Below are 25127 nucleotides of genomic sequence, written 5' to 3'. Positions count from 1 at the left end.
GTTCACAGCTCTCACGATACGAAGGTGGCTTCGGGTCGCAGCCGCCACAGTCGGATTAACCGCGACCGCCGTGATGGCGTTCCCCGCACCCGCATCCGCAGCTCCCCGCACCGTGTACGTCTCGCCGTCCGGCACCGGCACTGACTGTTCCAGCGCGCAGCCGTGCTCACTGACCACCGCGCAGGCGACGGTGCGGTCGCTCAATGACGCCATGTCGGACGACATCGTGGTGCAGTTGGCCGACGGTGTGTACCGGCTGGCCCAACCCTTGCGGCTGACGGCGGAGGACTCCGGCTCAGGCGGTCACAGGGTCGTGTGGCAGGCCGCCCCGTCGGCGCGTCCGGTGATCACCGGTGCCCGGGCGGTCACCGGCTGGTCGGTGGCCGACGCAGCCAAGAACATCTGGAAGGCCGACGTGCCGACCGGTCTCGATACCCGGCAGCTCTATGTCGACGGCGCCGTCGCCACCCGGGCACGCACACAGGTGAACAGGGCCGATTTCACGGCCACCAGCGCCGGAATGAGGTTCTCGAGCGGTGCGCTGAGCTATCTGAACAACCTGGCCAACCAGAGTCGGGTCGAGGTGGAGAGCGTCAACTCCTTCACCGACCGGTACTCGCCGGTGCAGAGCATCAGTGGGAACTTCATCACGATGCAGCAGCCGGCGTGGAACAACAACAACTTCGGCTACGACACCCTCATGCGGCCGCACCGGGCCGGTCCGTTCTACCTGGCCAACGCGTACGAGTTCCTGGACTCGCCCGGCGAGTGGTACCTCAACCCCACGGCCGGCGCCTTGTACTACATCCCCCAGGCCGGGCAGAACATGAGCAACGTCAGCGTGGAACTGCCGACGCTGCAGTCGCTGGTGAGCCTCGGGGGCACGTACAGCGAGCCGGCGCACCACATCACGTTCAGCGGGATCACCTTCACCGGTACGAGCTGGCTGGGCCCCAGCAGCAACCAGGGTTACGTGGACCAGCAGACCGGCGCGTACATCGCCGGCAACTGGAACTGGCCGAGCTTCGACTCCTGCCACAACGGCTGCACGCAGTTCGAGGCCGCCCGGCCACACTGGCTTCAGATGCCGGCCGCCGTGCAGATCTCCGCCGCCAACACCATCACCCTCAGCGACTCCCGGTTCGTCAACCTGGGCCAGACGGCCATCGGTATCGGCAACGACGCCAACGCGCACGCCAGCGGCGTCGGCCTGGGCGCCCGCGACATCACGGTGACCCGGTCGGAGATCGCACGGAGCTCAGCCGGTGGCATCCTCGTGGGCGGCGTGCGCGCCGACGCCCACCACCCCAGCGACCAGCGCATGGTCAACAGGGACATCACGGTGAGCAACAACCGCATCCACGACCTCGGGGCGGACTACCGGGGCATCGTCTCTGTCCTGACCACGTACGTCACCAACAGCACCGTCGCCCAGAACGAGGTCTACAACATGCCGTACTCCGGCATGTCGATCGGGTACGGCTGGGGCGCCAACGACGCGGGCGGCAGCAGCCACTATGCCAACCGCGGCCTGTACAACTACCAGCCGCGCTACACGACGCCGACCACCGCGTCCAACAACCGGCTCATCGGCAACTACATCCACGATGTCATGCAGCAGATGAACGACGGTGGCTGCATCTACACGCTCGGATGGAACCCGAGCGCGCAGATCAGCCGGAACCACTGCCTGCGGACCAACGGATACTTCGGGACGTACTTCGACGAGGGCTCGAAGTACTACACGGTCACCAACAATGTCTTCTCGAACACCGGTACGTGGGCGACGGCCAACTACTGGGGCGGCGAGAACATGGGGAACTGGACCGTCACCAACAACTGGTCGACCAACGGCAGCACGAACGTGACCAACGGGGACCGCGGCAACGTGGTCTCCGGCAATGTCACGGTCACCAATGGCAACTGGCCTTCCGGTGCCCAGGACGTGATGGCGTCCGCCGGACCGAAGGACACCCCACCGCCGACAACGGCTCAGCAGATCGTGGGCGCGCAGTCCGGCCGCTGCCTGACCGTCCCCGGCGCCGGCACCACCAACGGCACCCAGGCCCAACTCGGGGACTGCACCGGCGCGGCCGGCCAGACCTGGACCTACACCGCCGGCAAACAACTGACCGTCTCCGGCAACAAGTGCCTCGACGCCAGCGGACGCGGCACCACCAACGGCACCGCCGTCGTCATCTGGGACTGCAACGGCCAGAACAACCAGCAGTGGAACATCAACCCCAACGGCACCATCACCGGTGTCCATTCCGGACTGTGCCTCGACGCCAACGCCGGCGGCACCGCCAACGGCACCAGGATCACCCTCTGGTCCTGCCACGGCGGCACCAACCAGCAGTGGGCACTGCGATAGCGGGATCAAGGCCCATCCGCTCCTTTGGGACAGGAGCGGATGCCGGCGGTGGGGCCCGAGTGGGTGCGGGCCCCACCGCGCCTCGGTGGATCTGTGGACACCTGCTGCATGCGGCACGCCGTCGCGGCCCCTGCCGGCCCCTTCCCCTCGTCGCGCGAGCCCCTGGACGCAAGGCCGGTGACTCCGACTCTTTCCGGCCGTTCAGCGGGGGTGCCAAGGCCCGGACAGGTGAAGTCGGGTCTGCAGCACCGGCAGCGTCGTCGTCAACCACGCGATGGTGCTCGCGACGGCGTTCGACCTGACCGGGGGCGTCCGCTGCCGCGGCGGTGCCGTACAGGCGATGAACTACCTCTTCGGCCGCGACGCCCTCAACCACTCCTACGTGGCCGGTTGGGGCGAGAAGAGCGGCAGAACAGCACAGCCGCATCTTCGCCCACCTGCTTGGTCCCGCCCCGCCGGACCCGCCGACGGGCTCGCTGGCCGGCGGCCCGAACGTCGGGCTGCGGGACCCGCCCGCCAGCGGGCTGCACACCGATGTTCTGCTGTCTCGGCCACATCGACTCGTGGTCGACGAACGAGGTGGCCGTCAACTGCCACCAGGAGATGACCACCTGCGCTGCGATGGCATCGGCCTCGCTCGCGGCAGGACCCGTCAGCCGCCTCTAACGCAGCAGCCGGGTCGGCTCGCCCGGCCCGCTGCGGCGCACCACCCACGCCTCGGTGATGTGGGTGAACATCGCCTCGGCCGCACCCTTGGGGTCGTGCGCTGCGATCCGCTCGTAGATGCGCCGATGGCCGTGGTTGGACGCGACGCAGAAGGCGCGGCCGGTTCGGCCCATGTAACGGGCGGAGTTGATGACCTGGCGCTCCAGCGAACGGACCACGGCACGGCCGATGCGGTTCCCCGACGCCTGCATGACGGTGTCGTGGAACGCCCGGTCCTCTTCCTGGTACGAAGCGGGGTCGTCGACGAGCTCATCCATCCGCTCCACCAGCTCGCGTAGCTGGTCGATCACCTCGGTGTTCGCCAGGCGGGCGGCGACGTTGGCCATATCGGACTCCAGCACGCGGCGGGTCGCGACGAGGTGATCGAGGATGGCCAGGCTCTCGTCTTCGGCGATGGTCGCGCCGAGGACCAGCTCGTCAAGCATGTTCCACATCGCCGGCGGGGTGACCATCGTGCCGGCGCCCTGGCGGACGTGCACCAGCCCCTTCTCCTGGAGAATCTTCACCGCCTCGCGGACCACGGTGCGGCTGACCGAGAAGGTCTCGCAGAGCACGGGCTCGGGGGGGAGCGGCGAACCGGACGGATGGACTCCACGGACGATCCGGTCCACCAGCTCAGCCGTGACCGCGGCGGCGAGGTTCGCCGGGCGCCGGCTCCAGGCGGGGGCCTCGGAGGCCTCTGCGGATGACTGCGGTACTGCCGTCATGACACCCCCCGGGACCCGTGCGGCACCACGGATGCCCGCCTACTATACGGCATTCGGTTGACATCATACGTCATACGGGTTACATACGTCATACGAGTTGCGTTCCTCCTCAACCTCAATTGCCGGGCAGCCGGCCACCTCAGGAGAGCGGGGCAGCAATGAAGCAGCGAACACTGTGGTCGGCGATCCTGGTTGCCGGGCTCGTTGTCTTAGCCGGCTGCGGAAGCGCCTCCGACCCGGATTCGGCGTCCGGTGGTTCGCAGGGCAAGCTCGTCGTCTGGGACTGGAAGTCCGGCGACGCCACAGCGTCCTTATACGTCAAGAAGGCCAAGGCCGACTTCGCCAAGCACCACCCCGGCGTGACGGTCGAGTTCGTCGCGCAGCCGTTCGAGCAGTACTACACCCTGCTCGGGGCCGCCATCCAAGCCGGCAAGGGGCCGGACGTCATGCTCTTCAACGGCGGCGGGCAGATCCGTGACCGCGTGGACTCCCTTCTGCCGTTGGACGAGTACGTCCGTGATGACAGGAGGCGGCTGGCCGGGTGGGAGGCCTTCACCAAGGACCGCAAGACCTACGCCGCTCCGGTGACGTTGCAAGGTCACCCGATCTACTACAACAAGTCGCTCTACCGGAAGGCAGGGCTGGACCCCGAGCAGCCGGCCACCGGCTGGGACGAGTTCGTCGCCGACTGCCGGGCCATCAGCAAGGCGACCGGTGCCAGGTGCTTCGCGCAGGGCAACAAGGAAGGCATCGGTATCCAGTTCTTCCTGTCCGGGCTCGGCTCGGGCATCCTGTCGCCCACGGAATACGAAGACTGGATCGCCGGCAAACGAGACTGGTCTTCGCCGGCGGTCAAACGGGTCTTCTCGCTCTGGAAAGAGGTCAACGACAAGGGCCTGAACAGCGACGGGGCGAACTCGACGGCGATGTTCAACGACGCGTTCGCGGTGTTCCAGACCAGCAAGGCCGCCCATGTCATCGGGTTGATGTCGGACATCGGGCACTGGAAGGACTTCACCGAGTTCCTCGACGCCGGCGATGTCGGCGTCATGAAGTCGCCGGTCGTCACGGCCGGCGCCACGCCGAGCCTTCCCTACGACGGCGGCATCGGCTACGCCGTCGCGAAGTGGACCAAGGACCCCGAGGTCGCCGCCGACCTGGTGCGCTCCCTGACCTCGACCGAGGCACTGAAGTCGTTCTACACCGACGCGGGCGCCATCGCGGCCGACCGCACGGTGGACGTCTCCAGCGGTGGCCCAGCCGTCGCCACCATCGTGTCCGAGGTCGACCGTGGCAAGCCCGCCCTGCACGTGGCCCTGCCCTCCAAGACCGTGGACCTGATGGGGCGGCTGTCTCAGCAACTGCTGAGCGGATCGGTCACGGTCGACGAGGCGGTCAGGCAGCTGGCGGCGTCCGACCAAGAAGGCTGAGGCCGTGCCACCCGTTGGTTCGTCGGTCCGCGCTGCTCAAGCAGAGCCTCCCGACGGGACGCGAGCAGGTGAGGCGGTAGGTGGCCGCGGCCCTACGTCGAAATCTCCCCGACGCCGCAGCGGCCGGCGCGCCGAACGCCTCGCCCCCTACGTCCTGGTCGCTCCCGCTGTCCTGATCGTCGTCGTGCTCCGGCTTTGGCCACTGGGGTTGGGCGTCAACTTCTCCTTCATCGGTGACGGCGAACGCGACGGCGTCACGGTGGGGCTCGACAACTACGCGGAACTCATCGACGACCCGCTGTTCCGTACCGCACTGCGCAACGTCGGACTGCTGGTGCTGCTGCTGCCGGTCGCGGTCGCGATCCCGGGCCTGCTCGCCACCTTCATCTACCTGCGGGTGCCGGGACACCGGTTCTTCCGGAGCGTCTACTTCTTCCCCGCTGTGCTCTCACCGGTGATCGTCGGCTCGATCTTCAACCTGCTCCTGGCCTTCGACGGTCCGCTGAACACCGTGCTCGGCGGCCTGGGGATCGGCCCGGTCGATTGGCTCGGCGATCCCGACGTAGCCATCCTCGCCGTCGTCGGCGTGCACATCTGGGCGACGCTGGGGATGGCGCTGGTGGTTTTCCTGGCCGGATTCGCGACCCTGGACACCGCACTTCTGGACGCCGCCCGGGTCGACGGCGCCTCGCTCGCCCGGACCATCTGGCACGTCATCATCCCGGGTCTGTCCCGCACCATCCAGTTCGTGGTCGTCACCACGATGATCGGGATGCTGACCTCGATGTTCGGGCTGCTCTACGTCATGACCAGTGGTGGCCCGGAAGGGTCGACCTACCTGCCGGAGTACTACATCTGGATCCAACAGGGGCAGATGAGCCGTCCGGCGCTCGCGTCGGCCGCGTCCACGGTCCTCTTCCTCATCATGCTGGTCGTGGGCCTGCTGCAGGTCGGCCTGCTGCGCCGGGCGGGAAGGGAGGACTGATGTCTCGACTGGGGCCGAGCAGATGGCTGGTCGCCGTGCCGATGGTGCTCCTCGCCCTGGCGACGATCTACCCGCTGCTGTTCACCGCCAACGTCGCGTTGAAGAGCCGCCGGGAGTACATCCTCGACCGGTTCTCCCTGGCAGGCACTCTCCAGTGGGACAACCTCAGCACCGCGTGGAACAGCGTCGGCATGGGGCGGTACTTCCTCAACTCCGTGATCGTGGTGGTTTGCGCCGTAGCGCTGTTACTGCTCATCGGGTCCATGGCCGGGTTCGCGCTGGCCCAGCTGCGGTTCCGTGGCTCGTCCGCGCTGGTTCTGGTCTGCCTGGCGGCACTGTTCATCCCGTTCCAGGTGATCATGGTGCCGCTGGCCAGGATCATGGCCTACGGCGGTCTCATCGACACCTATCCGGGGCTGATCCTCGCCTACGTCGCGCAGTTCCTGCCGTTCACCGTCTTCTTGATGACGAGCTACTACCAAGCGGTGCCGACCGAGATCGTCGACGCCGCACGGATCGACGGAAACACCCCGTACGGCGTCTACCGGCGCATCATGCTGCCGATGGGTGCTCCGGCACTGCTGTCGGTGGGCATCCTCGACGCGCTGTTCTGCTGGAACGACGTGCTCATCTCGCTGCTGATGATGCCGTCGGCCGACCATCGCACCCTGATGGTGGGCATCACCTCACTGCGCGGCCAGTACTCCGCCGACATCCCCACCTTCGCAGCCGGTGTCCTGATCGCCGGGCTACCCGTGCTGGTGACCTACCTGTTCCTGCAACGCCAGATCGCTGACGGCGTGACGGCCGGCGCGACGAAGGGCTGACGCATGCGCATCACCGGGTACAGAACCCTGACGACGGCGCAGCACTGGGGCCGACCTGTCGGTGACGCCAACGGCGTCTACGCCGACGGGGTCATGCCCGTGCCGGTCGTCATCGTCGAGACCGATGAGGGGATCACCGGAGTCGGCCTGGGACCGCACGTGGAAGCCGAGGCGATTTTCGCCGCCATCGACGGCCAGGACCCGCGCGCGGTGACTGCCCTCTACGACCGCATGCTGCGGCACACCTTCAAAGCCGGGCATGCCGGCGTGGTGTTCGGCACGATCGGCGCGTTCGACACGGCATTGTGGGACATCAAGGCACAGGCCGCGGGTGAGCCGCTGTGGCGGTTGCTCGGGGGCAACGACCGCATGGTCCACGCCTACGCCTCCGGTCTGGACATCGGCCTCACCGACGACGAGCTCGTCGCCACCTACCAGGTCTATGCCGAACGCGGGCTGAGGGCGGCGAAGCTCAAGGGCGGCCTGAACATCGAGCGGGACCGGCACCGGCTGCTGCTCGTACGCGAGGTATTGACCGAGGCTGCGCACGGGACCCGGCCAGGGCTCATGCTGGATGTGAACGAGTCCTGGAACCGCAAGCAGGCGGTACGCCACGTCGGTGAACTGGAACGCACACTCGACCTGACCTGGATCGAGGAGCCGGTCCGGCGCTGGGACGCCGACGGCCTGGCCGCTGTGAGCCGTGGCGTACGGGCGGCGGTCGCCAGTGGGGAGAACCTCACCGGCCTCGAGCAGTTCCGCCCGCTGATCGCGGCGGGAGGCGTCGACATCGTCCAGACGGCCGCGGTCTGGGGAGTCACCCACTTCCTCCGTGTCGCCGCGCTGGCGCACGCCTACGACCTGCCGGTCAGCCCGATCGGCAACACGCCTGTCGCGCTGCTGCACGCCGCGACGTCGGTGCCCAACCACCTCGTCAGCGAACTGCAGGGCATGCAGCCGCCGATCGGCGTCGCGATGGACCTGCACGTCGAGGACGGCGCCTTCGTGCTCGGCGACACGCCGGGCCTGGGCATCCGGATCGACGAAACAACGGTGATGACCGCTGCCCGTGAGCGAACGGCACACGCACCCGACGGACCGCACGTACGGCCGGAGCGGGCCGGCCGGCGGCTGCTCGCGGTCACCCCTGGACCAGACCGATCCGCCGCGGAAGGGACATTCGACACCATGGGGATGGAGGATCGATGAAGGCGGTTGTCTACCGCGGGGCCCGCACCTTCAACGCCATCACACCGGGCCACATCGCCACCGACGGCACCGAGGCGTTATGCGCCGACCCCCAGCGCGACCAGACGATCCTTGACCGGATCCCGGCCGGTCCCTCAGGACGCGCCGACGACCTCGCCGGGGCCGGGGTGCCCCCCGCCTACCCGGCGCCGGACTACGTCGACGGCATCGTTCTTCCCGTTGATGGCGGATGGCTGGGGCGATGACGGGCCGCCAGGTATTACCGGCCGGCCGCGCCCGAGCCGATCGTGCGTGCGAACCCGAGGGCGTGTGCGGCACCTGGGGCGGCCTTGCCCGAGGCAAGGTGTACGGGCTCGTGATGCGAGCCAGCCGAGCCGACGAGACGAGCCTGGTCGTCGCCGCACAGGCTGGCGATCCACGAGCACTAAACGACCTGGCCGCGACGTACCTGCCGCTGGTGTACGCGATCGTGCGCAGGGCACTGGGTGAGCTCGCTGACGTCGACGACGTGGTGCAGGAGACGATGCTGCGGGCACTTCCTGAGCTACGCACGTTGCGCGCCCCGGAGAGCTTCCGGCCCTGGCTGGCCACGATCGCGACACGACAGATCAGCACCCATCTGCACCGGCGGCAGGCGGACGCCGAACGGACGGCCCCCCTCGACGAGATGACCGACCCGCCGGACGCGGACGCCGAGAGCCTGGCCCTGATCCACGTCGAGCTGTCCGGTCATCGCCGAAAGACCGTACGCGCCAGTCGATGGCTCGACCCGGACGCCCGGGCGCTGCTGTCACTGTGGTGGCTGGAGACCGCGGGCCGGCTGACGAGGGCGGAGCTCGCGGCGGCGCTGGGAACGAGCGTGGCTCACGCGGGTGTGCGCATCCAGCGGATGCGCAACCAACTGGAGCTGAGCCGGTCACTCGTCGCCGCGCTGGAAGCCAGCCCCCGGTGCCCACAGCTGATCGCCGCACTGGAGGGCTGGGACGGCGGACCGAGCGCGCTGTGGCGTAAGCGCATCACCCGGCACACCCGATCCTGTGCGGACTGCGGCCGGGCCGCCGACGAACTGGTACCCCTCGAGCGGCTGATCGTCGCCTTCGCGCTGCTCCCCGCCCCGCCGGCGCGGTCGGCCACGGTGCTCGACAAACCCGCGCTCGCCGGGCCGGTCGCCGGCGCCAAGGCTGGGTTACTCGGCCAACTCGCCTGAGGCCGCTCGAGTCCGGCACCCAAGTCTTCGCATTCGGCGGCGGCGCCGCGCTTTTCGGCACTACGGCGACTGCGACTGTTCAAACTGGCCGCCGATAACGAAAACCGCCGCGATTTACACGCGTCCGTCACCCCGATTCGCCGCCAAAAAGAGTTATGAGGAGTGGTCGTCAATAGTCCCGCTTCTCCGGTCGGTTGCACGACGGATTAGGCCCACACATATCGACGGTTCCCTCTTGAATGGACCATGGCAATCTGTCAATCTTCTAGTCATCGACGCGTAGCGTTCCTCATTTCTGACCTGTGAAAGCGGAAGCCAAAAACGATCTACGGATGCTGGCGCTGGCACGGTGAGGTGACCCCGACTCCGAAAGGTGCCGGAGATGAACGAATTCGTGCACTTGGCTGGTCCGCCGCGGCGGCCCCGGGCCCGAGCGATCCTGCCCCTGCTGTCAGGCGGGTTGGTCGCGGCCGGCACGGTGCCGCTGTTCATGGGCACCGCCGACGCGGGCTCCACATTGGGCGCGTCGGCGGCGGAGAAGGGCCGCTGCTTTGGCGCTGCGGTCGGAACGTACAAGTTCTCCAACAGCACCTACATGTCGGTCCTCAACCGCGAGTTCCACAGCGCCGTCGCCGAGAACGAGATGAAGTGGGACGCCACCGAGCCGCAGCAAGGCGTCTTCAACCACAGCGGTGACCGCATCGTCAGCCATTCCCGGGCCAACGGCATGAGCATGCGCGGCCACACGCTGCTCCGGCACGCCCAGCAGCCCGGCTGGGCGCGGGGCCTGTCCGGCGGCGACCTGCGCAACGCCGCCATCAACCACGTGACGGCCTTGGTCGCGATCGGCGCCGGCTCGGCGTCGGCGGCGAGTGTCGACCCGAGCGCGTGGTGCGTGCTGGTGAACCGCAACAGCGGCAAGGCGCTGGATGTGCACAACCTCGCGACGAACGATGGTGGACGGATCATTCTCTCCCTGCCGTGGCGAATGGGGTGACTCACTCAGACCGACTCCACCTGCTGACCGGAGATCCGGGCGAAGCCGGGGAGCGAGGCTTCCAGGCGCCACGGCAGCGGCATGACGCTGACATGCTCGCTGCGCGAGCGATCTGGGAGGGGGCCGGCGCGGAGAGGGCAAGCTCCGCGCCGGCTCGGCCGGCTGCCGGCAGGCGGCCGACGTCAACAGATCCCGCACACCGCAGACGTGACCACACCCCCAACCGGGAGGGACACGACCATGCCCCACACCCATCGCCGGCGCCACCTCGCCCGGGCGCTCGCCTGCATCCTGACCGCTCTCAGCGCGCTGGCGTTCGTCGAGCACCAGAGCGCCTCGCCGGCCGCCGCCGACACCACGCAGTTCCGGGGCGTCAACTGGGCCCGGCTCGGTGACAACTTCCACGGCGGACCGCTGGTCCTGCACGGGTTGAGCGGCTCCGACAGTTACCAGACGGTCGTGGCGAAAGCCAACGCCATCTACACAGGCTTCGAGAACAACCTCGGCGCCAACACCGTTCGGCTACCGATCAACACGTACACAGTCGGGACGAGCTGGTGGAGCGCGTACACGGGCGCGATAGACGCGGCCACCGCGAAGGGATTCAAGGTCGTCCTCTCCTACTGGGACGACGGGGTGGCCGCCCGCGGCGGTCGCATCGTCAACCCGAGCGCCTTCGACACCATGTGGAACACCGTGCTTGCCCGGTACGGCACCAACAGCCTCGTCTACTTCGAGCCGATGAACGAACCGGGAGGGCACAGCGCCGGCGAGTGGGCGAACGTGGTGAGCAACTGGATCAGCAGCCGCCCCTCGATTCCACGGAACCGCATCTTCGTCAGCGGCGCGGGCCTGAACACTGACATCAGATCGATGTGCGCCGACCGCCGCCTTGACGGGACGTTCCTGTCGCTGCACCACTACACGTTCTTCAGCGGCGCGAAGACCTACGACGAGTGGGTGGCGTACCTGCGGAACGCGATCGGCCCCTGCGCCGACCGCACTGTCGTCGACGAGTTCGGCGCGCCGATGGATACCGGGCTCAATTACCACGACGCCGGCAGCACCGACAACTTCGTGCGCTACTTCCGGGCCACCACCACCGTGCTCCGGGAACTGCGGATCGGCTCCATCTACTGGCCCGGGCTGGGCGGGAAGATCCGCGCCGGCCAGGGCGACGACTGGTACGCCATGCAGAAACTGCACGGCACCGGTACCAACCTCACGCTCAGCACTCCCAGCACCAGCGGCCGCGAGCGCCTCAGGTACGGCTGGGGCCTGGACGGCGACGTCCCGGCCCCGACCAGCCTGCTGCGCAACGTCAGCACCGGGCGCTGTCTGGACATCCCCGGCGGGAGCACGGCGAACAACCAGGTCCGGGTGTACACCTGCGCCAACACGGCCGGCCAGCAGTGGACCTTGACGGCTGGCGGACAGATCACCGCCCGTGGGGGCCAGGAGTGCCTGGATGCGTACAACAGGGGGACGACGAACGGCACCGTGGTCGGCACGTGGGCGTGCAACGGCGGCGACAACCAGCGTTGGACGGTGGGCGCTGACGGCACCATCCGCGGCGTTCACTCCGGCCTCTGCCTCGACGTGAACACCGCCACCTTCAAGGTGCAGCTGTGGGCGTGCTGGGGCGGCGACAACCAGAGATGGCAGATCACGCCTGACGCACGACGCGACGCCCGACTCGGCGGACACGGTGGACGGTGACCGCCGGCCGCGGCCGAGCCGATGGCAACCGGCCACGGCTCATGACTTCACCGACCGGATCTGCCACGTCGACCGCAAGGACGCGAAGGTCCGTACCGTCGACGGCCGCCGCGGCCGGATGAGTTCCCCTCTGCCCTGGGCCGACCGCGGCCGGGGCTGGGACTTCGTCTCCGCCGGCCACGGCGACGTGCCGTGGGAGAACTGCTTCCGCGCGCTGAACGCGATCGGCTACGACGGGCCGACTTCAGTCGAGTGCGAGGACGCCGGCATGGACCGGCTGATCGGAGCGCCCGAGGCGCTGGCGTTCGCTCGGAAGTCGGCGTTCGACTCGCCGGCCGCCGCATTCGACGCCGCATCCGAGAGGAAGGACTGAGCCCGGCGCAGGGACGGTCACCCAGCCGATGGCCGGCCTGCGGCTCGGCGGAGAAGAAGGCGCACGGCCGGTCGCCTTTCTCACCGGCGGTTTGTCATCACCGAAGTCAGCGACCTGCTCCCATCCTTGAACGGAGAACGACATATGTCCGAGGTGACACGCAGAGGGTTTCTCGCCGCCGGGGCGGCGGCTGGAGCAGGGATCGTGTCGGCTGGGTGGACGGCCACCGCCAGGGCCGGCTCGGCCGCGCCGCCGGAGGTTCTGGCCGCCAACGACCTCGCCCTGTGGTACGACAAGCCGGCCGGCGCGGACTGGCTGCGGGCCCTGCCGATCGGCAACGGACGCCTCGGCGCGATGGTGTTCGGCAACGTGGACACCGAACGGCTGCAGCTCAACGAGGACACCGTCTGGGCCGGCGGTCCGTACGACTCCGCCAACACCCGCGGCGCGGCCAGCATCGCGGAGATCCGACGGCGTGTCTTCGCGGATCAGTGGGGGCCGGCGCAGGACCTGATCAATCAGACGATGCTGGGCAGCCCGGCCGGACAGTTGGCCTACCAGCCGGTCGGAAACCTTCTGCTCTCCTTCGGCAGCGCTACCGGTGCGTCGCAGTACAACCGGACGCTCGACCTCACCACCGCCACGGCCCTCACGACCTACGTGCTGAACGGCGTGCGGTATCAGCGTGAGGTGTTCGCCAGCGCACCTCACCAGGTGATCGTGGTCCGGCTGACGGCCGACCGGGCCAACTCCATCGCCTTCAACGCCACGTTCGACAGTCCACAACGGACCACGGTGTCCAGCCCGGACGGGGCCACGATCGCCCTCGACGGCATCTCCGGCACCATGGAGGGCATCGCCGGGCGGGTCCGGTTCCTCGCCCTGGCCAACGCCGTGGTGACCGGCGGCACGGTCAGCAGCTCGGGCGGCACGCTGCGGGTCTCCGGCGCCACCAGCGTGACGGTGCTGGTGTCGATCGGTTCCAGTTACGTCAACTTCCGGAAGGTCGACGGCGACTACCAGGGCATCGCGCGGAGCCGCCTCAGCGCTGCCCGCGACGTCGGCATCGACGAACTACGCAGGCGGCATCTCGCCGACTATCAGAAGCTGTTCGACCGGGTGTCGGTCGATCTGGGACGTACGACGGCGGCAGACCAGCCGACCGACGTACGGATCACACAGCACGCACAAGTGAACGACCCGCAGTTTTCCGCCCTGTTGTTCCAGTTCGGCCGGTATCTGCTCATCTCGTCCTCGCGCCCGGGCACCCAGCCGGCGAACCTGCAGGGCATCTGGAACGACCAGATGGCTCCCTCCTGGGACTCGAAGTTCACCATCAACGCCAACCTGCCGATGAACTACTGGCCCGCCGACACGACGAACCTGCCCGAATGCTTCCTCCCGGTCTTCGACGTGATCAACGACCTGACCGTGACCGGCGCCCGGGTTGCCCAGGCGCAGTACGGCGCCGGGGGCTGGGTGACGCATCACAACACCGACGCGTGGCGGGGCGCCTCGGTCGTCGACGGAGCGCAGTGGGGGATGTGGCAGACCGGTGGCGCATGGCTGGCCACCCTGATCTGGGACCACTACCTGTTCACCGGTGACGTCGACTTCCTCCGCTCCAACTATCCGGCCCTGAAGGGCGCCGCCCAGTTCTTCCTCGACACCCTGGTCGCCCACCCGACGCTCGGACACCTGGTCACCAACCCGTCGAACTCTCCGGAGCTCGCTCACCACGCGAACGCCACCGTCTGCGCGGGGCCCACCATGGACAACCAGATCCTGCGCGACCTTTTCAGCAGCGTCGCCCGCGCCGGCGAAATCCTCGGCGTGGACGCCGCCTTCCGCGCTCAGGCAGTCGCGGCCCGGGACCGGTTGGCGCCGATGCGGGTGGGCTCCAGGGGCAACATCCAGGAGTGGCTGGCCGACTGGGTGGAGACCGAGCGGAATCACCGGCACGTCTCCCACCTGTACGGATTGCATCCGAGCAACCAGATCACCAAGCGCGGGACACCCCGGTTGCACGAGGCCGCGCGGCGGACGCTGGAGCTGCGCGGTGACGACGGGACGGGATGGTCGCTCGCGTGGAAGATCAACTTCTGGGCACGGATGGAGGACGGTGCCCGGGCCCACAAGCTGATCCGGGACCTGGTGCGGACGGACCGGCTCGCGCCCAACATGTTCGACCTGCACCCCCCGTTCCAGATCGACGGCAACTTCGGCGCCACCTCGGGCATCGCGGAGATGCTGTTGCAGAGCCACAACGGCGAACTGCACGTGCTGCCGGCGTTGCCGGCCGCCTGGCCCACCGGGCGCGTGAGCGGACTGCGCGGCCGCGGCGGATACACCGTCGGCGCCGAGTGGAGCAGCGGCCGGACCGAGTTCGTCGTCACACCCGACCGAACCGGCGTCGTCCGGGTGCGCAGCCGGATCTTCGCCGGCGACTTCACGCTGCGGGACGATTCGAGCGGCGAGCCGGTCCAGCCGAAGCGGCTCGAGGCCGATCTCATCGAGTTCGCCGGCCAGGCAGGCACCACCTACCGCGCGTCCGCCCTCAGGTCGGGGCCGGTGGAGGCCGGCGTGGCCTATCGGCTGGTGGCCCAGCACAGCGGCAAGGCTGCCGACATCGACGGTGCGTCCACGGCCGCCGGTGCGCGGCTGATCCAGTGGCAGATCACCGCCGGTCTCAACCGTCACTTCGAGTTCCTGCCCGCCGACGGCGGGCACTACAAGACCCGGGTTGGGCACAGTGGTCTGGTCCTGACCGTCGCCAGTAGCAGCAGCGGCGCCGACATCACTCAGCAGCCGGATACCGACGCCGCTGGCCAGCAGTGGCGGATAGTCGACCACGGCGGTGGCGTGATCAGTCTGGTCAACCGGCAGAGCGGCCTCACCCTGGACGTGTGGGAGGCCTCCACCGCCGACGGAGCCCGCATCTCCCAGTGGGCAGCCACTGGTAGCACCAACCAGCGATTCCAACTCCACCGCATCTAGCCCCAAGGCGACCTGCGGCCCGACCAACAAGGAGAGCCATGTCACCGAGCAGCGAGAGAGCCGCACGATGTCGATCCGTAAATTGTCCTTGGGGCCCGCCGCGGTAGCGGTACGGCGTGGCAGGAGTCAGCGCTGCGGCTAGCACGTCGCCCACCGCCGGGGCCACTCTTGCGGGGACTGAGTGAACCGGGCCGACCGTACGGCCCGCCGGCTGCTCGGGAATTCTTTGGGGAAGCGCAGCCGTTGCTTTCCGATCTGGCCGTTCGGCAGGGTTTCCGGCTCGGTTTCGTTCCACAGAATTGCCGCGGGGAGAGTCCCCTGGGTCAGGTCTTCCTGCATTTTGTTCACGAGAACGAGGACGACGTCCAGCAGATCCGTTCCGTCCCTGACCAGTCGTCGACGTGGCTCGTGGATCAGCTGACTGAGTTCGAGGTTTCGAGCTCCCCTTCGCGGCCCACCACCATGCGCCGAACGTATCCCCGCGTGAGGCTCCGAGTCCGCGGAATCCCGGCGCTTTGACCGGGGTGAGGCGAAAGCGCGCGGGCCAGGCGGGGAGCATGAATCACATCGGACTGCTGCTCTTCGACGGAGTGGAGGAACTGGACGCCGTCGGGCCGTGGGAGGTCCTCGCCTACCGGACCCAGGAGTTCCCCGAGGGCGGCTGGAGCGAACGGAGCATGTGACCGCGAGAAACCCGCCGGAGGCGATGAGCACGGTGACCACGCCCCGGCGGCGTGCCCTCCCGCGTCTCGTCGCGACACGATTGACGTCCGATGCCGGCGCGCCCGAGCGCCCGCACCGGGAACGTCCCCCACTGTCCGGCCCTGCGTCCCGCGAGGCCGGTTGCCTCCCGTGAAGGACGAGGTGATCACGGTGCGCGGCGAGGGTGCCGGGCCAGCTCTCCCGACAGTCCGCTGAGCGCCCGCCCGGCGATCTCGTCGATCGGTCCTACGGCCTGAACGGTCAGCAGGATGTCCGCGTAGTGGTCGAGCAGAGGGGCGGTCTGGCGTTCGTAGACCCGCTGCCGATGGCGGATGACATCCTCGGTGTCATCCGGTCGGCCGCGGTTCAACAGCCGCTTCACCACGATGTCCTCGGGAGCGGTGAACTCCACCACCGCGTCCAGTCCGGCTCCGGTGGAATCCAGTGTCGCGGCGAGTTCCCGCGCCTGTGTCAGGGTCCGCGGGAAGCCGTCCAGAAGGAAGCCGCGCCGGGTGTCGGACTGTTCCAGCCGCTGGCGGACCATGCCGCCGGTGACGTGATCGGGTACGAATTCGCCGGTGTCGAGATACCGCTTGGCTTCCTGTCCGAGTGGCGTCCGGCGGGTGACGTGCTCGCGGAACAGGTCCCCGGTGGAGATGTGCGGGATGCCGAGTTCCTCGCTGAGTATGGCTGCTTGGGTGCCCTTGCCCGCTCCGGGAGGGCCGATGAGGACGATTCGCATCAGCGCGCGCGTGCCTTCCAGTGGTCGTTCCTGGTCTTCGTTCCTGGTCTTCGCTGTTGTCGGCGTGCTCCGGTCAGGCGGCCCGTGACGGGCGGAGAGGTCCCTCGGCCGGGACCGGCACCGCCCCGGGTGCCCGGTGCGCGCGGCGTGCTGGGGAGGCCGCGCAGCGCGTCGGCGTTCGCCCTGCGGGACGCGTCCGCGCCGACCGACGGACCGGTCACGATGGTGTGGACGCCGGTGCCGGGCGTCGGTTCGGCCGCCGGCCACCCGGCGAGCGCGGGAAGTCCTGCCAGGGCGGTGTCCTGAGACCGCTCCCGGACCGCATCCGTGATCACGTCGACGACCGGTCCGCCGTGCGCGGCCGTCCGGCGCCGGCCGGCTCGCCGCACGCAGCCCGGCGGCCTACCCGGGGCCCTGGACCGGACCTCGCACAGGGCGAGGTGATCCAGGCGCCCGCGACGGTCGACGACCGTTCCGACGGCCCGCACGGGGCCGCCGGCGGTGCTCGCTCCGGTGAGGCGCACGCCCCGGCCCGGCGACAGGCCGCCGCCGCTCATGCCGGGCCCGGCTTGTCCTGCTGACCGCCACTGAGACCGGCGTTGATCCGGTCCATCACGGAGGCGTCGGCGAGCGTCGTGACGTCTCCGACCTCCCGGTGCTCGGCGACGTCGCGCAGCAGCCTGCGCATGATCTTCCCGGACCGGGTCTTGGGCAGTTCGGGGACCACCATGATCTGGCGGGGCTTGGCGATCGGGCCGATCTCCTGTGCGACATGCTCGCGCAGCGCCGCCGTGAGGTCCGGGTCGGCGCCGGCGCGCAGGATGACGAAGGCGACGATGGCCTGTCCGGTCGTCGGGTCCGACGCGCCCACCACCGCGGCCTCGGCCACCGCGGGGTGCGAGACGAGCGCCGACTCGACCTCCGCTGTGGAGATCCGGTGTCCGGAGACGTTCATGACGTCGTCCACGCGGCCCAGCAGCCAGATGTCGCCGTCCTCGTCGTAGCGCGCGCCGTCCCCGGCGAAGTAGTAGCCCTGGTCGGCGAAACGAGACCAGTACGTCGCCCGGTACCGCTCCTCGTCGCCCCAGATCCCGCGCAGCATGGAGGGCCAGGGCTGGTCGAGGACCAGATAGCCGCTCTCGCCGTTGCCGACCTGACGGCCCTGGTCGTCGACCACCTTGGCGGACAGGCCCGGCAGCGGCGCCTGGGCCGAGCCGGGCTTCGCGCCGGTCCCTGCCCCAGCCCTGGGGGGCTGGGAGGTGCTCCCGGGCAGCGGTGAGATCATGACGGCGCCGGTCTCGGTCTGCCACCAGGTGTCCACGATCGGCGCCCTGCCGGCCCCGATGTGCGTGCGGTACCAGCGCCACGCCTCGGGGTTGATCGGTTCGCCGACGCTGCCGAGCACGCGGATCGAGGAGAGGTCGTAGCGGGTGGGGATCTGCTCGCCCCACTTCATGAAGGTGCGGATGAGGGTGGGGGCGGTGTAGTAGACCGTGACGCCGTACTTCTCGATGATCTCGAAGTGCCGTCCTTCGTGCGGGGTGTTGGGTGTGCCCTCGTACATGACCGAGGTCGCCCGGTTGGCGAGCGGACCGTACACGATGTAGGAGTGCCCGGTGATCCAGCCGATGTCGGCTGTGCACCAGTAGACGTCGGTCTCGGTGTCGAGGTCGAAGACGGTGCGGTGGGTGTAGGCGGCCTGGGTCAGGTAGCCGCCGGAGGTGTGCAGGATGCCCTTCGGGCTGCCCGTCGTCCCGGAGGTGTAGAGGATGAAGAGCGGGTGCTCGGCGTCGAAGGGTTCGGGGGTGTGCTCGTCGGACTGGGCGTCGACCAGGTCGTGCCACCACAGGTCGCGGCCCTCGGTCCACGGCACGTCGGTGCCGGTGCGCCGGACCACCAGGACGTGCTCGATGCTCGGGGTGTCCCTGGTCGCCTCGTCGGTGTTCGCCTTCATGGGCTCGGCCCTGCCCCGCCGGTACTGGCCGTCCGCGGTGATCAGCAGCCTGGCGTGGGCGTCGTCGATGCGTGACTGCAGGGCGGCCGGGGAGAACCCGCCGAACACGACGCTGTGCGGCAGGCCGAGACGGGCGCAGGCCAGCATGGCGAAGACCGCCTCGGGGATCATCGGCAGCTGGATGGCGACCCGGTCGCCCGGCGTCAGACCGAGGCGGAGCAGGGCGTTCGCCGTGCGGCAGACCTCGCGCCTCAGCTCCGCGTAGGTGATCGTGCGGGTGTCACCCGGCTCGCCCTCCCAGTGGAAGGCGACCCGGGCGCCGTGCCCTGCCTCGACGTGCCGGTCGACGCAGTTGTACGCCACGTTCAGCCTTCCGCCGGTGAACCAGCGGGCGAAGGGCGCGTCCGTCCAGTCCAGCACCTGGTCCCAGCCGGTGTCCCAGTGGAGCTGCCCGGCCTCCTGCGCCCAGAAGGCGAGGTGATCGTCCGCGGCCCGCTCCAGCGGTCCCAAGACGGCGCCCCGGGGAGTGGGCGGGTTCTCTGGAAGGGCGGGGTGGGCAGAGCTCGGAGACATACCGGATCCTCCAGTGGGGTGCGGGTGCTGACGGCACGGGTGCCGGTCCGAGGGCGCGGCCGGCCGTCGCCAGGTGGACACGGTGGCGGGTGAGGGTTGGCGGGAGGTTGGCGGCGGGCCGGGGGCCGCGGCTATGGCCGCCCTCCGGCGGTCCAACGGCTCACCAGGCGCAGGGCGAGGCGCGGCCGCAGCGGTGCGGTGGTCCCGCGCCGTAGGGCGCCCCGCCAGACCCCCAGCCGTAGGCGAGGTCGTCCAGACGACGGATCGCCAAGTGCGGGAGGGGGCCGAGCGAAGTGCCGGAGCGGCGGTGGTCCACCAGCCCCTCGACGACGGCGGCGGCGATCAGCACGTACCGCGCGCGCCGGTTCGCTGGAAGCCGGCCTCGACCTCGTGGTCCTTGGGGTTGGGTGTCACGTCGTGCCAGACGACGGGCCGCAGGCCGACCCTGCGCAGATGGCCCACCGCCTCGTCCACCCAGCCCGCCTTGATCAGCCCGGGTCGGTGACGAGGAACGGCCGACGGCCGCCGAGCCTGAGCGCGCAGTGACCGAGCTCGGTCAGCGAGCCGGGTCCGAAGAGGACCTCGGGCACATGGAACTTTGCCATCCTGGCGGACTGCCGGGGACCCCCGGTGCCCGTCCCTTGCGGCCCCAGGAGTTCGCCGTGGCGCTCGTCACGGCTCCAGTCGGCACTCGGGTCGATACCGCTGGTCACCATGGCTCCGGAGGGGAGCGACATGCGACCTCCAAAAGGGCGTGCAGTCCGCAACCTGTGCGAAACCTTGATTTCACCGCTTCATTCGCCGATAACACTGTCGTCAAACGTAGACCAAGCTAGGGCGTGCAACCGGACGCGGCACCTGCCCGTCCGGACAGGGGAACCTGCCTGATCGGGCAGGTGCGCTCTGTGCGGTTGAGGCGAATAATTGTGATTCGCCCCTTCTTTACGACAGGGGAGTACATGTCACAGCGTAGTGACCTTCGGCAGCGCAGGGCAGCACTCGAGGGTGAGTGGTCCCGGACGGTGTCGCTGGTGAAATCCACGGGCTCGGCGCCGAGCAGCCACGAGGCGCTGCGCCATGAGGTGGCCGACTCCTGGACGCGCTCCCTGGTCAACGTGGACCCGGCCCGGGACAGCGCGCCGGTCGACGACGGCACGGTCCGGCACCGCTGGACCGACTCGCTGCTGCGCCGGCCGATCGACGCCCTTTCCGACGAACTGCGCAGCATCGCCGACGACGCCGGCTTCGTCGCCGCGGTCACCGACGAGTCGGGAACGATCATGTGGACCTGCGCCGGCCAGGACATGCGCCGGCGAGCCGAGCGGGTCAACTTCGCCCCGGGGGGTCGCTGGAACGAGCAGGCCATGGGCACCAACGCGCTGTCCCTGGCGCTGCGCACCGGTCGCCCCAGCACCGTCTTCTCGGCCGAACACCTGGTGGCCGCGCTGCACGGCTGGGTCTGTTACGGCGCGCCGATCCACGGACCCGACGGGCGCGTCCTCGGCGTCCTGGACCTGTCCACCACCTGGGACCGCTCACACCCACTGGCCATGTCCACGGTGCGCGGTCTGGCGTCCGCCATCGAGGCCGGGCTCCGCGCCGAACTGCCGACCGGGCCCCGGGACGACGTGCCCCAGGTGCGGCTGACCTGCATGGGCGAGGAGAAAGCCACACGCGAGGGCGTTCTGCTCGCTCTGCGGCCCCGGCAACTGGAGATCCTCACCCTCCTCGCGCTGGAACCGGACGGCTTCTCCTCGGAGCGGCTGCGCGACGCCCTGTACGGCGACCGGCCCGTGACGGCCTCCACGTTCAAGGCGGAGATCTCGCATCTGCGCCGGGCCCTCGGCGGCGGCATCGCCGCTCGCCGCTACGCACTCACCGCCCCGGTCTCCTGCGACGCCGTCGACGTGCTGCGCGCACTGGAGCGCGGTGACACGGACACGGCCCTGCGCCTGTACCGCGGTCCGCTGCTCCCCCGCTCCGAGGCTCCCGGCATCGAGGAGTGGCGCACCCGGCTGGAGGTGGCCGTACGGGAGGCGGTCCTGGCGAGCGTCCGCCCGGAGCACGCCCTGCGGTACGGCGAGCGGGCGCCGTACGACGCGGAGGTGCACGAGCACGCGATGCGCCTGATCGGTCCGGGCGACGCCCGCCGGGCGATCGCGGCCGGCCGGCTCACCACCGCCCTGCGCTGACCCGGCGCCATCGGCGTACCGGCGTCGCCAACCTTGCGCCAACCTCGCGGGCCCACAGTGATGCACACCACGACGGCGAGGGCCGTCGTACACAGCACTCACCATCGCCCACCGAGGAGAGCCGCCATGGTGTACGCGCAGCCGGGAACGGACGGCAGCATCGTCAACTTCGCCCCGCGATACGACAACTTCATCGGCGGCGACTGGGTCGCCCCCGTGGAGGGTCGCTACTTCGAGAACCTGTCGCCGGTGAACGGAAAGGTCTTCTGCGAGGTCGCCCGCTCCTCCGCCGCCGACGTCGAACTGGCCCTGGACGCCGCTCACGCCGCGGCCGACCGCTGGGGCCGCACCTCCATCACCGAGCGGGCCAACCTCCTCAACCGGATCGCGGACCGGCTCGAGGAGAACCTCGAGAAGATCGCCGTGGCCGAGACCTGGGAGAACGGCAAGCCCGTCCGCGAGACACTGAACGTCGACATCCCGCTCGCCGTCGACCACTTCCGGTACTTCGCGGGCGTGGTGCGCAGCCAGGAGGGCTCGGTCGGCGAGATCGACGCGGACACCGTCGCCTACCACTTCCACGAGCCGCTGGGCGTGGTCGGCCAGATCATCCCGTGGAACTTCCCCATCCTGATGGCCGCGTGGAAGCTCGCCCCGGCCCTGGCGGCGGGCAACTGCGTGATCATCAAGCCCGCCGAGCAGACCCCGGTCAGCCTGCTGTACGTGATCGACCTGATCGCCGACCTGCTCCCGCCCGGCGTGCTCAACGTCGTCAACGGCTTCGGCGTCGAGGCCGGCAAGCCCCTCGCCTCCAGCCCGCGCATCGCCAAGATCGCCTTCACCGGCGAGACCACGACCGGCCGGCTGATCATGCAGTACGCCACAGAGAACATCATCCCGGTCACCCTGGAGCTGGGAGGCAAGAGCCCGAACATCTTCCTGGCCGACGTCATGGACGCCGACGACGCCTACCTGGACAAGGCCGTCGAGGGCTTTGTGATGTTCGCGGTCAACCAGGGCGAGGTGTGCACCTGCCCGTCCCGGGCCCTGATCGCCTCCTCGATCTACGACGAGTTCATGGCCCGCGTCCTGGAGCGCACCAAGGCCATCAAGGGCGGCAGCCCGCTCGACCCGCAGACCATGATCGGCGCCCAGGTGAGCAACGACCAGTTCGAGAAGATCCTGTCCTACATCGACATCGGCAAGCAGGAAGGCGCCGAGTTGCTCACCGGCGGCGGGCCCCGCACGGTCCCCGGCCTGGAAGGCGGCTACTACATCGAGCCGACCGTCTTCAAGGGCACCAACGACATGCGGATCTTCCAGGAGGAGATCTTCGGCCCGGTCGTCTCGGTCACCACCTTCGACTCCCCCGAAGAGGCCCTGAAGATCGCCAATGACACCCTCTACGGCCTCGGCGCCGGCGTGTGGTCCCGCAATGGCAACCACGCCTACCGGCTCGGCCGTGAGATCAAGGCAGGACGTGTGTGGACCAACTGCTACCACGCCTACCCGGCCCACGCCGCCTTCGGCGGCTACAAGGGGTCCGGTTTCGGCCGCGAGAACCACAAGATGATGCTCGACCACTACCAGCAGACGAAGAACCTGCTGGTCAGCTACTCGGAGCAGAAGGTCGGCCTCTTCTGATGGGAACCCGGGTGCGGCGGGTCGAACTGACCGACGCGGCTGACGAGTTGGTGCGACAGCTGACGGCTCGTCACGACCCGCTGATGTTCCACCAGTCCGGCGGCTGCTGCGACGGCAGCGCTCCGATGTGCTACCCGCGCGGCGAGTTCCGCGTCGGCGCCGCGGACGTCCTGCTCGGCCACGTCGCCGGAGACACACCGTTCTGGATGAGCGCCGGCCAGTACGCGTACTGGCGGCACACCCACCTCACCGTCGACGTGGTCCCGGGCAGGGGCAGCGGCTTCTCCCTGGAGGCCCCGGAGGGTGTGCGGTTCCTGCTCCGCTCCCGGTTGTTCACCGACGAGGAGTGGGAGCGCGCGGAGGCGGAACCGCCCCTGCCGACCGGGGCGGAGACGACGGGATGACCTGACGCGTCGACGCGCCAGGCCATCCGGCAGCCACCGCATCCACGCAGGCGGTGGTGAGGGTGGGGCCGGACTGCAGGGCGTCCGGCCCGCCTTCCGTCACGGGGTGCCCCGGCACCTCGTGACGTCACGACATACGAGAGGGCCGTCGAGCACCGCTTTCCTGCACAAGCCCAGCCACGGGGACCGACGATGAGCACCAGAGCCCTTCCCGGCACGACACACCCGAGCATCGTAGGAGGCGACCCCACCCCGCCCGGGGCGGGACGTCCCGGCCCCTGCTCCGATACCACTCCCGCCCGGACAGGGCCGGCCCTTCCCCGCGGTGCGCGGACCGCCCCCGCCCGCCGTGCGGTCCTGGCCCTTCCCGCCGAGGTCCGCTGGGTCCCGGTGGCACGCCGCAGCGCCACAGCGGCCCTGGCTCACTGGCATCTGCCGCCCCCCGACCTGGCAACCGCCGAACTCGTCGTCGGTGAACTCGCCGCCAACGCCGCCGAGCACGGTCACCGCGACATGACCATTCATCTGTCGCTCGGCGCCGGGGCCCTGCGGATCTCCGTGACGGACTCCGGCAGCCCGGCCGGGTCACGGCGCCCGCATGACGACGCTCCCGACGAGCACGGCCGGGGTCTCACCATCGTCGAACACCTGACCAGCGAGGTCCGCGTCCGGCAGAGCCCCGTCGGCCGCCGGGTCAGCGTGCTCATTCCTACGGCCCTTGCCCACTGACCCGTCGTAAGGGACCACCGCGTTGGCAGTCGACGAGCCCCGCGTGCCGCCCTCTACCAGCAGGTCCGTGCCCGTGACCCACTCCTCCGCGTTGCGACACGAGCCACTGCACCGCCCTCGCCGCGTCCTCCAGCCCTCCGATGCGGGCCAGCGGCAGGCCGGCCGCCGTCGTCTCCTTGCCCGGCTTCCACACGAACGTGCCATCGGAGGGCGTGAACACCGTGTCACCGGGCACAAGGGCTATCGCACCGAGGTCCTGGCATTCGGAGCTGGTCGGGATCTACCCACCAAGCGACGAACTCAGGCCCTTGTGAAGCTCACACGCACACGCGCCTGAGCCGGAATCGACGATGGGGTATAAAATGATCATTCTTGGGCTTATTCTGCTGATCATCGGCCTGCTTGTCGGCATGGGTCTGCTGACGACGATCGGTGGCATCCTCATTCTGGTTGGCGCCATCCTGTGGCTCCTGGGTGCGACCGGTCGCGCGGTCGGTGGACGCAAACACTTCTTCTAAAGTCAGGGCGCCTCACCACACCGCGAGGAGCTTCTGAACCACTCGAGGCCGGGACGAGGTGAGAGCCCGGCCAGCGAGACAGTTGGGAACCCCGTGGGCGGGACCATGCGCCGGCCCC

Annotated in this window: 23 protein-coding genes and 2 pseudogenes; 18 read left to right on the top strand and 7 right to left on the bottom strand. The window is 69.2% G+C overall.

What is annotated here, in order from left to right; genetic code table 11:
* Positions 1 to 73 precede the first annotated feature (73 nt).
* Both ACIQHQ_RS08935 and ACIQHQ_RS08930 read left to right on the top strand, forming a co-directional pair.
* The gene (locus tag ACIQHQ_RS08935) at positions 74 to 2374 is read left to right on the top strand and encodes a ricin-type beta-trefoil lectin domain protein (protein WP_402611617.1); all 2301 of its coding nucleotides are present in this window, start codon (positions 74 to 76) and stop codon (positions 2372 to 2374) included.
* Positions 2375 to 2639: 265 nt separating this feature from the next.
* Positions 2640 to 2981 (top strand): annotated as a pseudogene (locus tag ACIQHQ_RS08930) (glycoside hydrolase family 9 protein); the annotation flags it as partial.
* A 55-nt stretch (positions 2982 to 3036) separates the two neighbouring features.
* On the opposite strand, the gene ACIQHQ_RS08925 reads toward ACIQHQ_RS08930, so the two are convergent.
* On the bottom strand, positions 3037 to 3807 hold the full coding sequence (locus ACIQHQ_RS08925; protein ID WP_402611073.1) for a FadR/GntR family transcriptional regulator: 771 nt from the start codon (positions 3805 to 3807) through the stop codon (positions 3037 to 3039).
* Positions 3808 to 3965: 158 nt separating this feature from the next.
* On the opposite strand from ACIQHQ_RS08925, the gene ACIQHQ_RS08920 reads away from it, so the two are divergent.
* The 11 genes and pseudogenes from ACIQHQ_RS08920 (at position 3966) to ACIQHQ_RS08870 (ending at position 16234) form a co-directional block, all read left to right on the top strand.
* Entirely contained in the window at positions 3966 to 5237 is a 1272-nt protein-coding gene (locus ACIQHQ_RS08920; RefSeq protein WP_402611072.1) for an ABC transporter substrate-binding protein, read from the top strand.
* Positions 5238 to 5412: 175 nt separating this feature from the next.
* A complete protein-coding gene (locus ACIQHQ_RS08915; RefSeq protein ID WP_402611616.1) occupies positions 5413 to 6222 on the top strand; it encodes a carbohydrate ABC transporter permease in 810 nt (269 codons plus the stop codon).
* Positions 6222 to 7049, top strand: a complete 828-nt coding sequence (locus ACIQHQ_RS08910; protein WP_402611070.1) for a carbohydrate ABC transporter permease — start codon at positions 6222 to 6224, stop codon at positions 7047 to 7049. The genes ACIQHQ_RS08915 and ACIQHQ_RS08910 overlap by 1 nt, the downstream gene beginning before the upstream one ends.
* Positions 7050 to 7052: 3 nt before the next feature.
* A complete protein-coding gene (locus ACIQHQ_RS08905; RefSeq protein WP_402611069.1) occupies positions 7053 to 8258 on the top strand; it encodes a mandelate racemase/muconate lactonizing enzyme family protein in 1206 nt (401 codons plus the stop codon).
* Positions 8255 to 8503 (top strand): SDR family oxidoreductase, encoded by a 249-nt coding sequence (locus ACIQHQ_RS08900; RefSeq protein ID WP_402611068.1) that lies wholly within the window; start codon positions 8255 to 8257, stop codon positions 8501 to 8503. The genes ACIQHQ_RS08905 and ACIQHQ_RS08900 overlap by 4 nt, the downstream gene beginning before the upstream one ends.
* 113 nt (positions 8504 to 8616) lie before the next feature.
* A complete protein-coding gene (locus tag ACIQHQ_RS08895; RefSeq protein WP_402611067.1) occupies positions 8617 to 9465 on the top strand; it encodes an RNA polymerase sigma factor in 849 nt (282 codons plus the stop codon).
* 382 nt (positions 9466 to 9847) lie between these two features.
* Positions 9848 to 10462, top strand: coding sequence for an endo-1,4-beta-xylanase (locus ACIQHQ_RS08890; protein WP_402611066.1), 615 nt, complete (start codon positions 9848 to 9850; stop codon positions 10460 to 10462).
* A gap of 240 nt (positions 10463 to 10702) precedes the next feature.
* Entirely contained in the window at positions 10703 to 12181 is a 1479-nt protein-coding gene (locus ACIQHQ_RS08885) for an RICIN domain-containing protein (protein WP_402611065.1), read from the top strand.
* A 40-nt stretch (positions 12182 to 12221) separates the two neighbouring features.
* Positions 12222 to 12554 (top strand): annotated as a pseudogene (locus ACIQHQ_RS08880) (sugar phosphate isomerase/epimerase family protein); the annotation flags it as partial.
* 144 nt (positions 12555 to 12698) lie between these two features.
* Entirely contained in the window at positions 12699 to 15551 is a 2853-nt protein-coding gene (locus tag ACIQHQ_RS08875; RefSeq protein WP_402611064.1) for a glycosyl hydrolase family 95 catalytic domain-containing protein, read from the top strand.
* Between the two features lie 557 nt (positions 15552 to 16108).
* Positions 16109 to 16234 carry a hypothetical protein gene (locus ACIQHQ_RS08870; protein WP_402611063.1) on the top strand — a complete coding sequence of 42 codons (126 nt, stop codon included), beginning with the start codon at positions 16109 to 16111 and terminating at the stop codon, positions 16232 to 16234.
* 185 nt (positions 16235 to 16419) lie between these two features.
* On the opposite strand, the gene ACIQHQ_RS08865 is transcribed toward ACIQHQ_RS08870, so the two are convergent.
* The 6 genes from ACIQHQ_RS08865 to ACIQHQ_RS08840 all read right to left on the bottom strand — a co-directional run bounded on the left by ACIQHQ_RS08865 (position 16420) and on the right by ACIQHQ_RS08840 (position 20259).
* Positions 16420 to 16995, bottom strand: coding sequence for an adenylate kinase (locus tag ACIQHQ_RS08865; protein WP_402611062.1), 576 nt, complete (start codon positions 16993 to 16995; stop codon positions 16420 to 16422).
* The gene (locus tag ACIQHQ_RS08860; RefSeq protein ID WP_402611060.1) at positions 16995 to 17552 is read right to left on the bottom strand and encodes a hypothetical protein; all 558 of its coding nucleotides are present in this window, start codon (positions 17550 to 17552) and stop codon (positions 16995 to 16997) included. The genes ACIQHQ_RS08865 and ACIQHQ_RS08860 overlap by 1 nt, the downstream gene beginning before the upstream one ends.
* The gene (gene acs, locus ACIQHQ_RS08855) at positions 17549 to 19522 is read right to left on the bottom strand and encodes an acetate--CoA ligase (protein WP_402611059.1); all 1974 of its coding nucleotides are present in this window, start codon (positions 19520 to 19522) and stop codon (positions 17549 to 17551) included. The genes ACIQHQ_RS08860 and acs overlap by 4 nt, the downstream gene beginning before the upstream one ends.
* Before the next feature lie 160 nt (positions 19523 to 19682).
* Complete coding sequence (locus ACIQHQ_RS08850) at positions 19683 to 19871, bottom strand: hypothetical protein (RefSeq protein WP_402611058.1); 189 nt, start codon at positions 19869 to 19871, stop codon at positions 19683 to 19685.
* The gene (locus ACIQHQ_RS08845; protein WP_402611056.1) at positions 19865 to 19996 is read right to left on the bottom strand and encodes a hypothetical protein; all 132 of its coding nucleotides are present in this window, start codon (positions 19994 to 19996) and stop codon (positions 19865 to 19867) included. Before ACIQHQ_RS08845 ends, ACIQHQ_RS08850 begins: the two co-directional genes overlap by 7 nt.
* A gap of 14 nt (positions 19997 to 20010) precedes the next feature.
* A complete protein-coding gene (locus ACIQHQ_RS08840) occupies positions 20011 to 20259 on the bottom strand; it encodes a hypothetical protein (protein ID WP_402611054.1) in 249 nt (82 codons plus the stop codon).
* Between the two features lie 294 nt (positions 20260 to 20553).
* Between ACIQHQ_RS08840 and ACIQHQ_RS08835 the strand changes: the two genes are divergently transcribed.
* The 5 genes from ACIQHQ_RS08835 (at position 20554) to ACIQHQ_RS08815 (ending at position 25009) form a co-directional block, all read left to right on the top strand.
* Positions 20554 to 21714, top strand: a complete 1161-nt coding sequence (locus ACIQHQ_RS08835) for a GAF domain-containing protein (RefSeq protein WP_402611053.1) — start codon at positions 20554 to 20556, stop codon at positions 21712 to 21714.
* Positions 21715 to 21840: 126 nt separating this feature from the next.
* Complete coding sequence (locus tag ACIQHQ_RS08830) at positions 21841 to 23358, top strand: aldehyde dehydrogenase family protein (RefSeq protein WP_402611052.1); 1518 nt, start codon at positions 21841 to 21843, stop codon at positions 23356 to 23358.
* Positions 23358 to 23762 (top strand): DUF779 domain-containing protein, encoded by a 405-nt coding sequence (locus ACIQHQ_RS08825; protein WP_402611051.1) that lies wholly within the window; start codon positions 23358 to 23360, stop codon positions 23760 to 23762. Before ACIQHQ_RS08830 ends, ACIQHQ_RS08825 begins: the two co-directional genes overlap by 1 nt.
* 192 nt (positions 23763 to 23954) lie before the next feature.
* Positions 23955 to 24491 carry an ATP-binding protein gene (locus ACIQHQ_RS08820; RefSeq protein WP_402611050.1) on the top strand — a complete coding sequence of 179 codons (537 nt, stop codon included), beginning with the start codon at positions 23955 to 23957 and terminating at the stop codon, positions 24489 to 24491.
* Between the two features lie 362 nt (positions 24492 to 24853).
* Positions 24854 to 25009 (top strand): hypothetical protein, encoded by a 156-nt coding sequence (locus tag ACIQHQ_RS08815; protein WP_318197911.1) that lies wholly within the window; start codon positions 24854 to 24856, stop codon positions 25007 to 25009.
* The last annotated feature ends 118 nt before the right edge of the window (positions 25010 to 25127 follow it).

The sequence above is a fragment of the Streptomyces sp. NPDC092370 genome, assembly GCF_044755265.1.
Taxonomy (GTDB): domain Bacteria; phylum Actinomycetota; class Actinomycetes; order Streptomycetales; family Streptomycetaceae; genus Streptomyces.
This window is presented reverse-complemented; position numbering and strand designations above follow the sequence as displayed.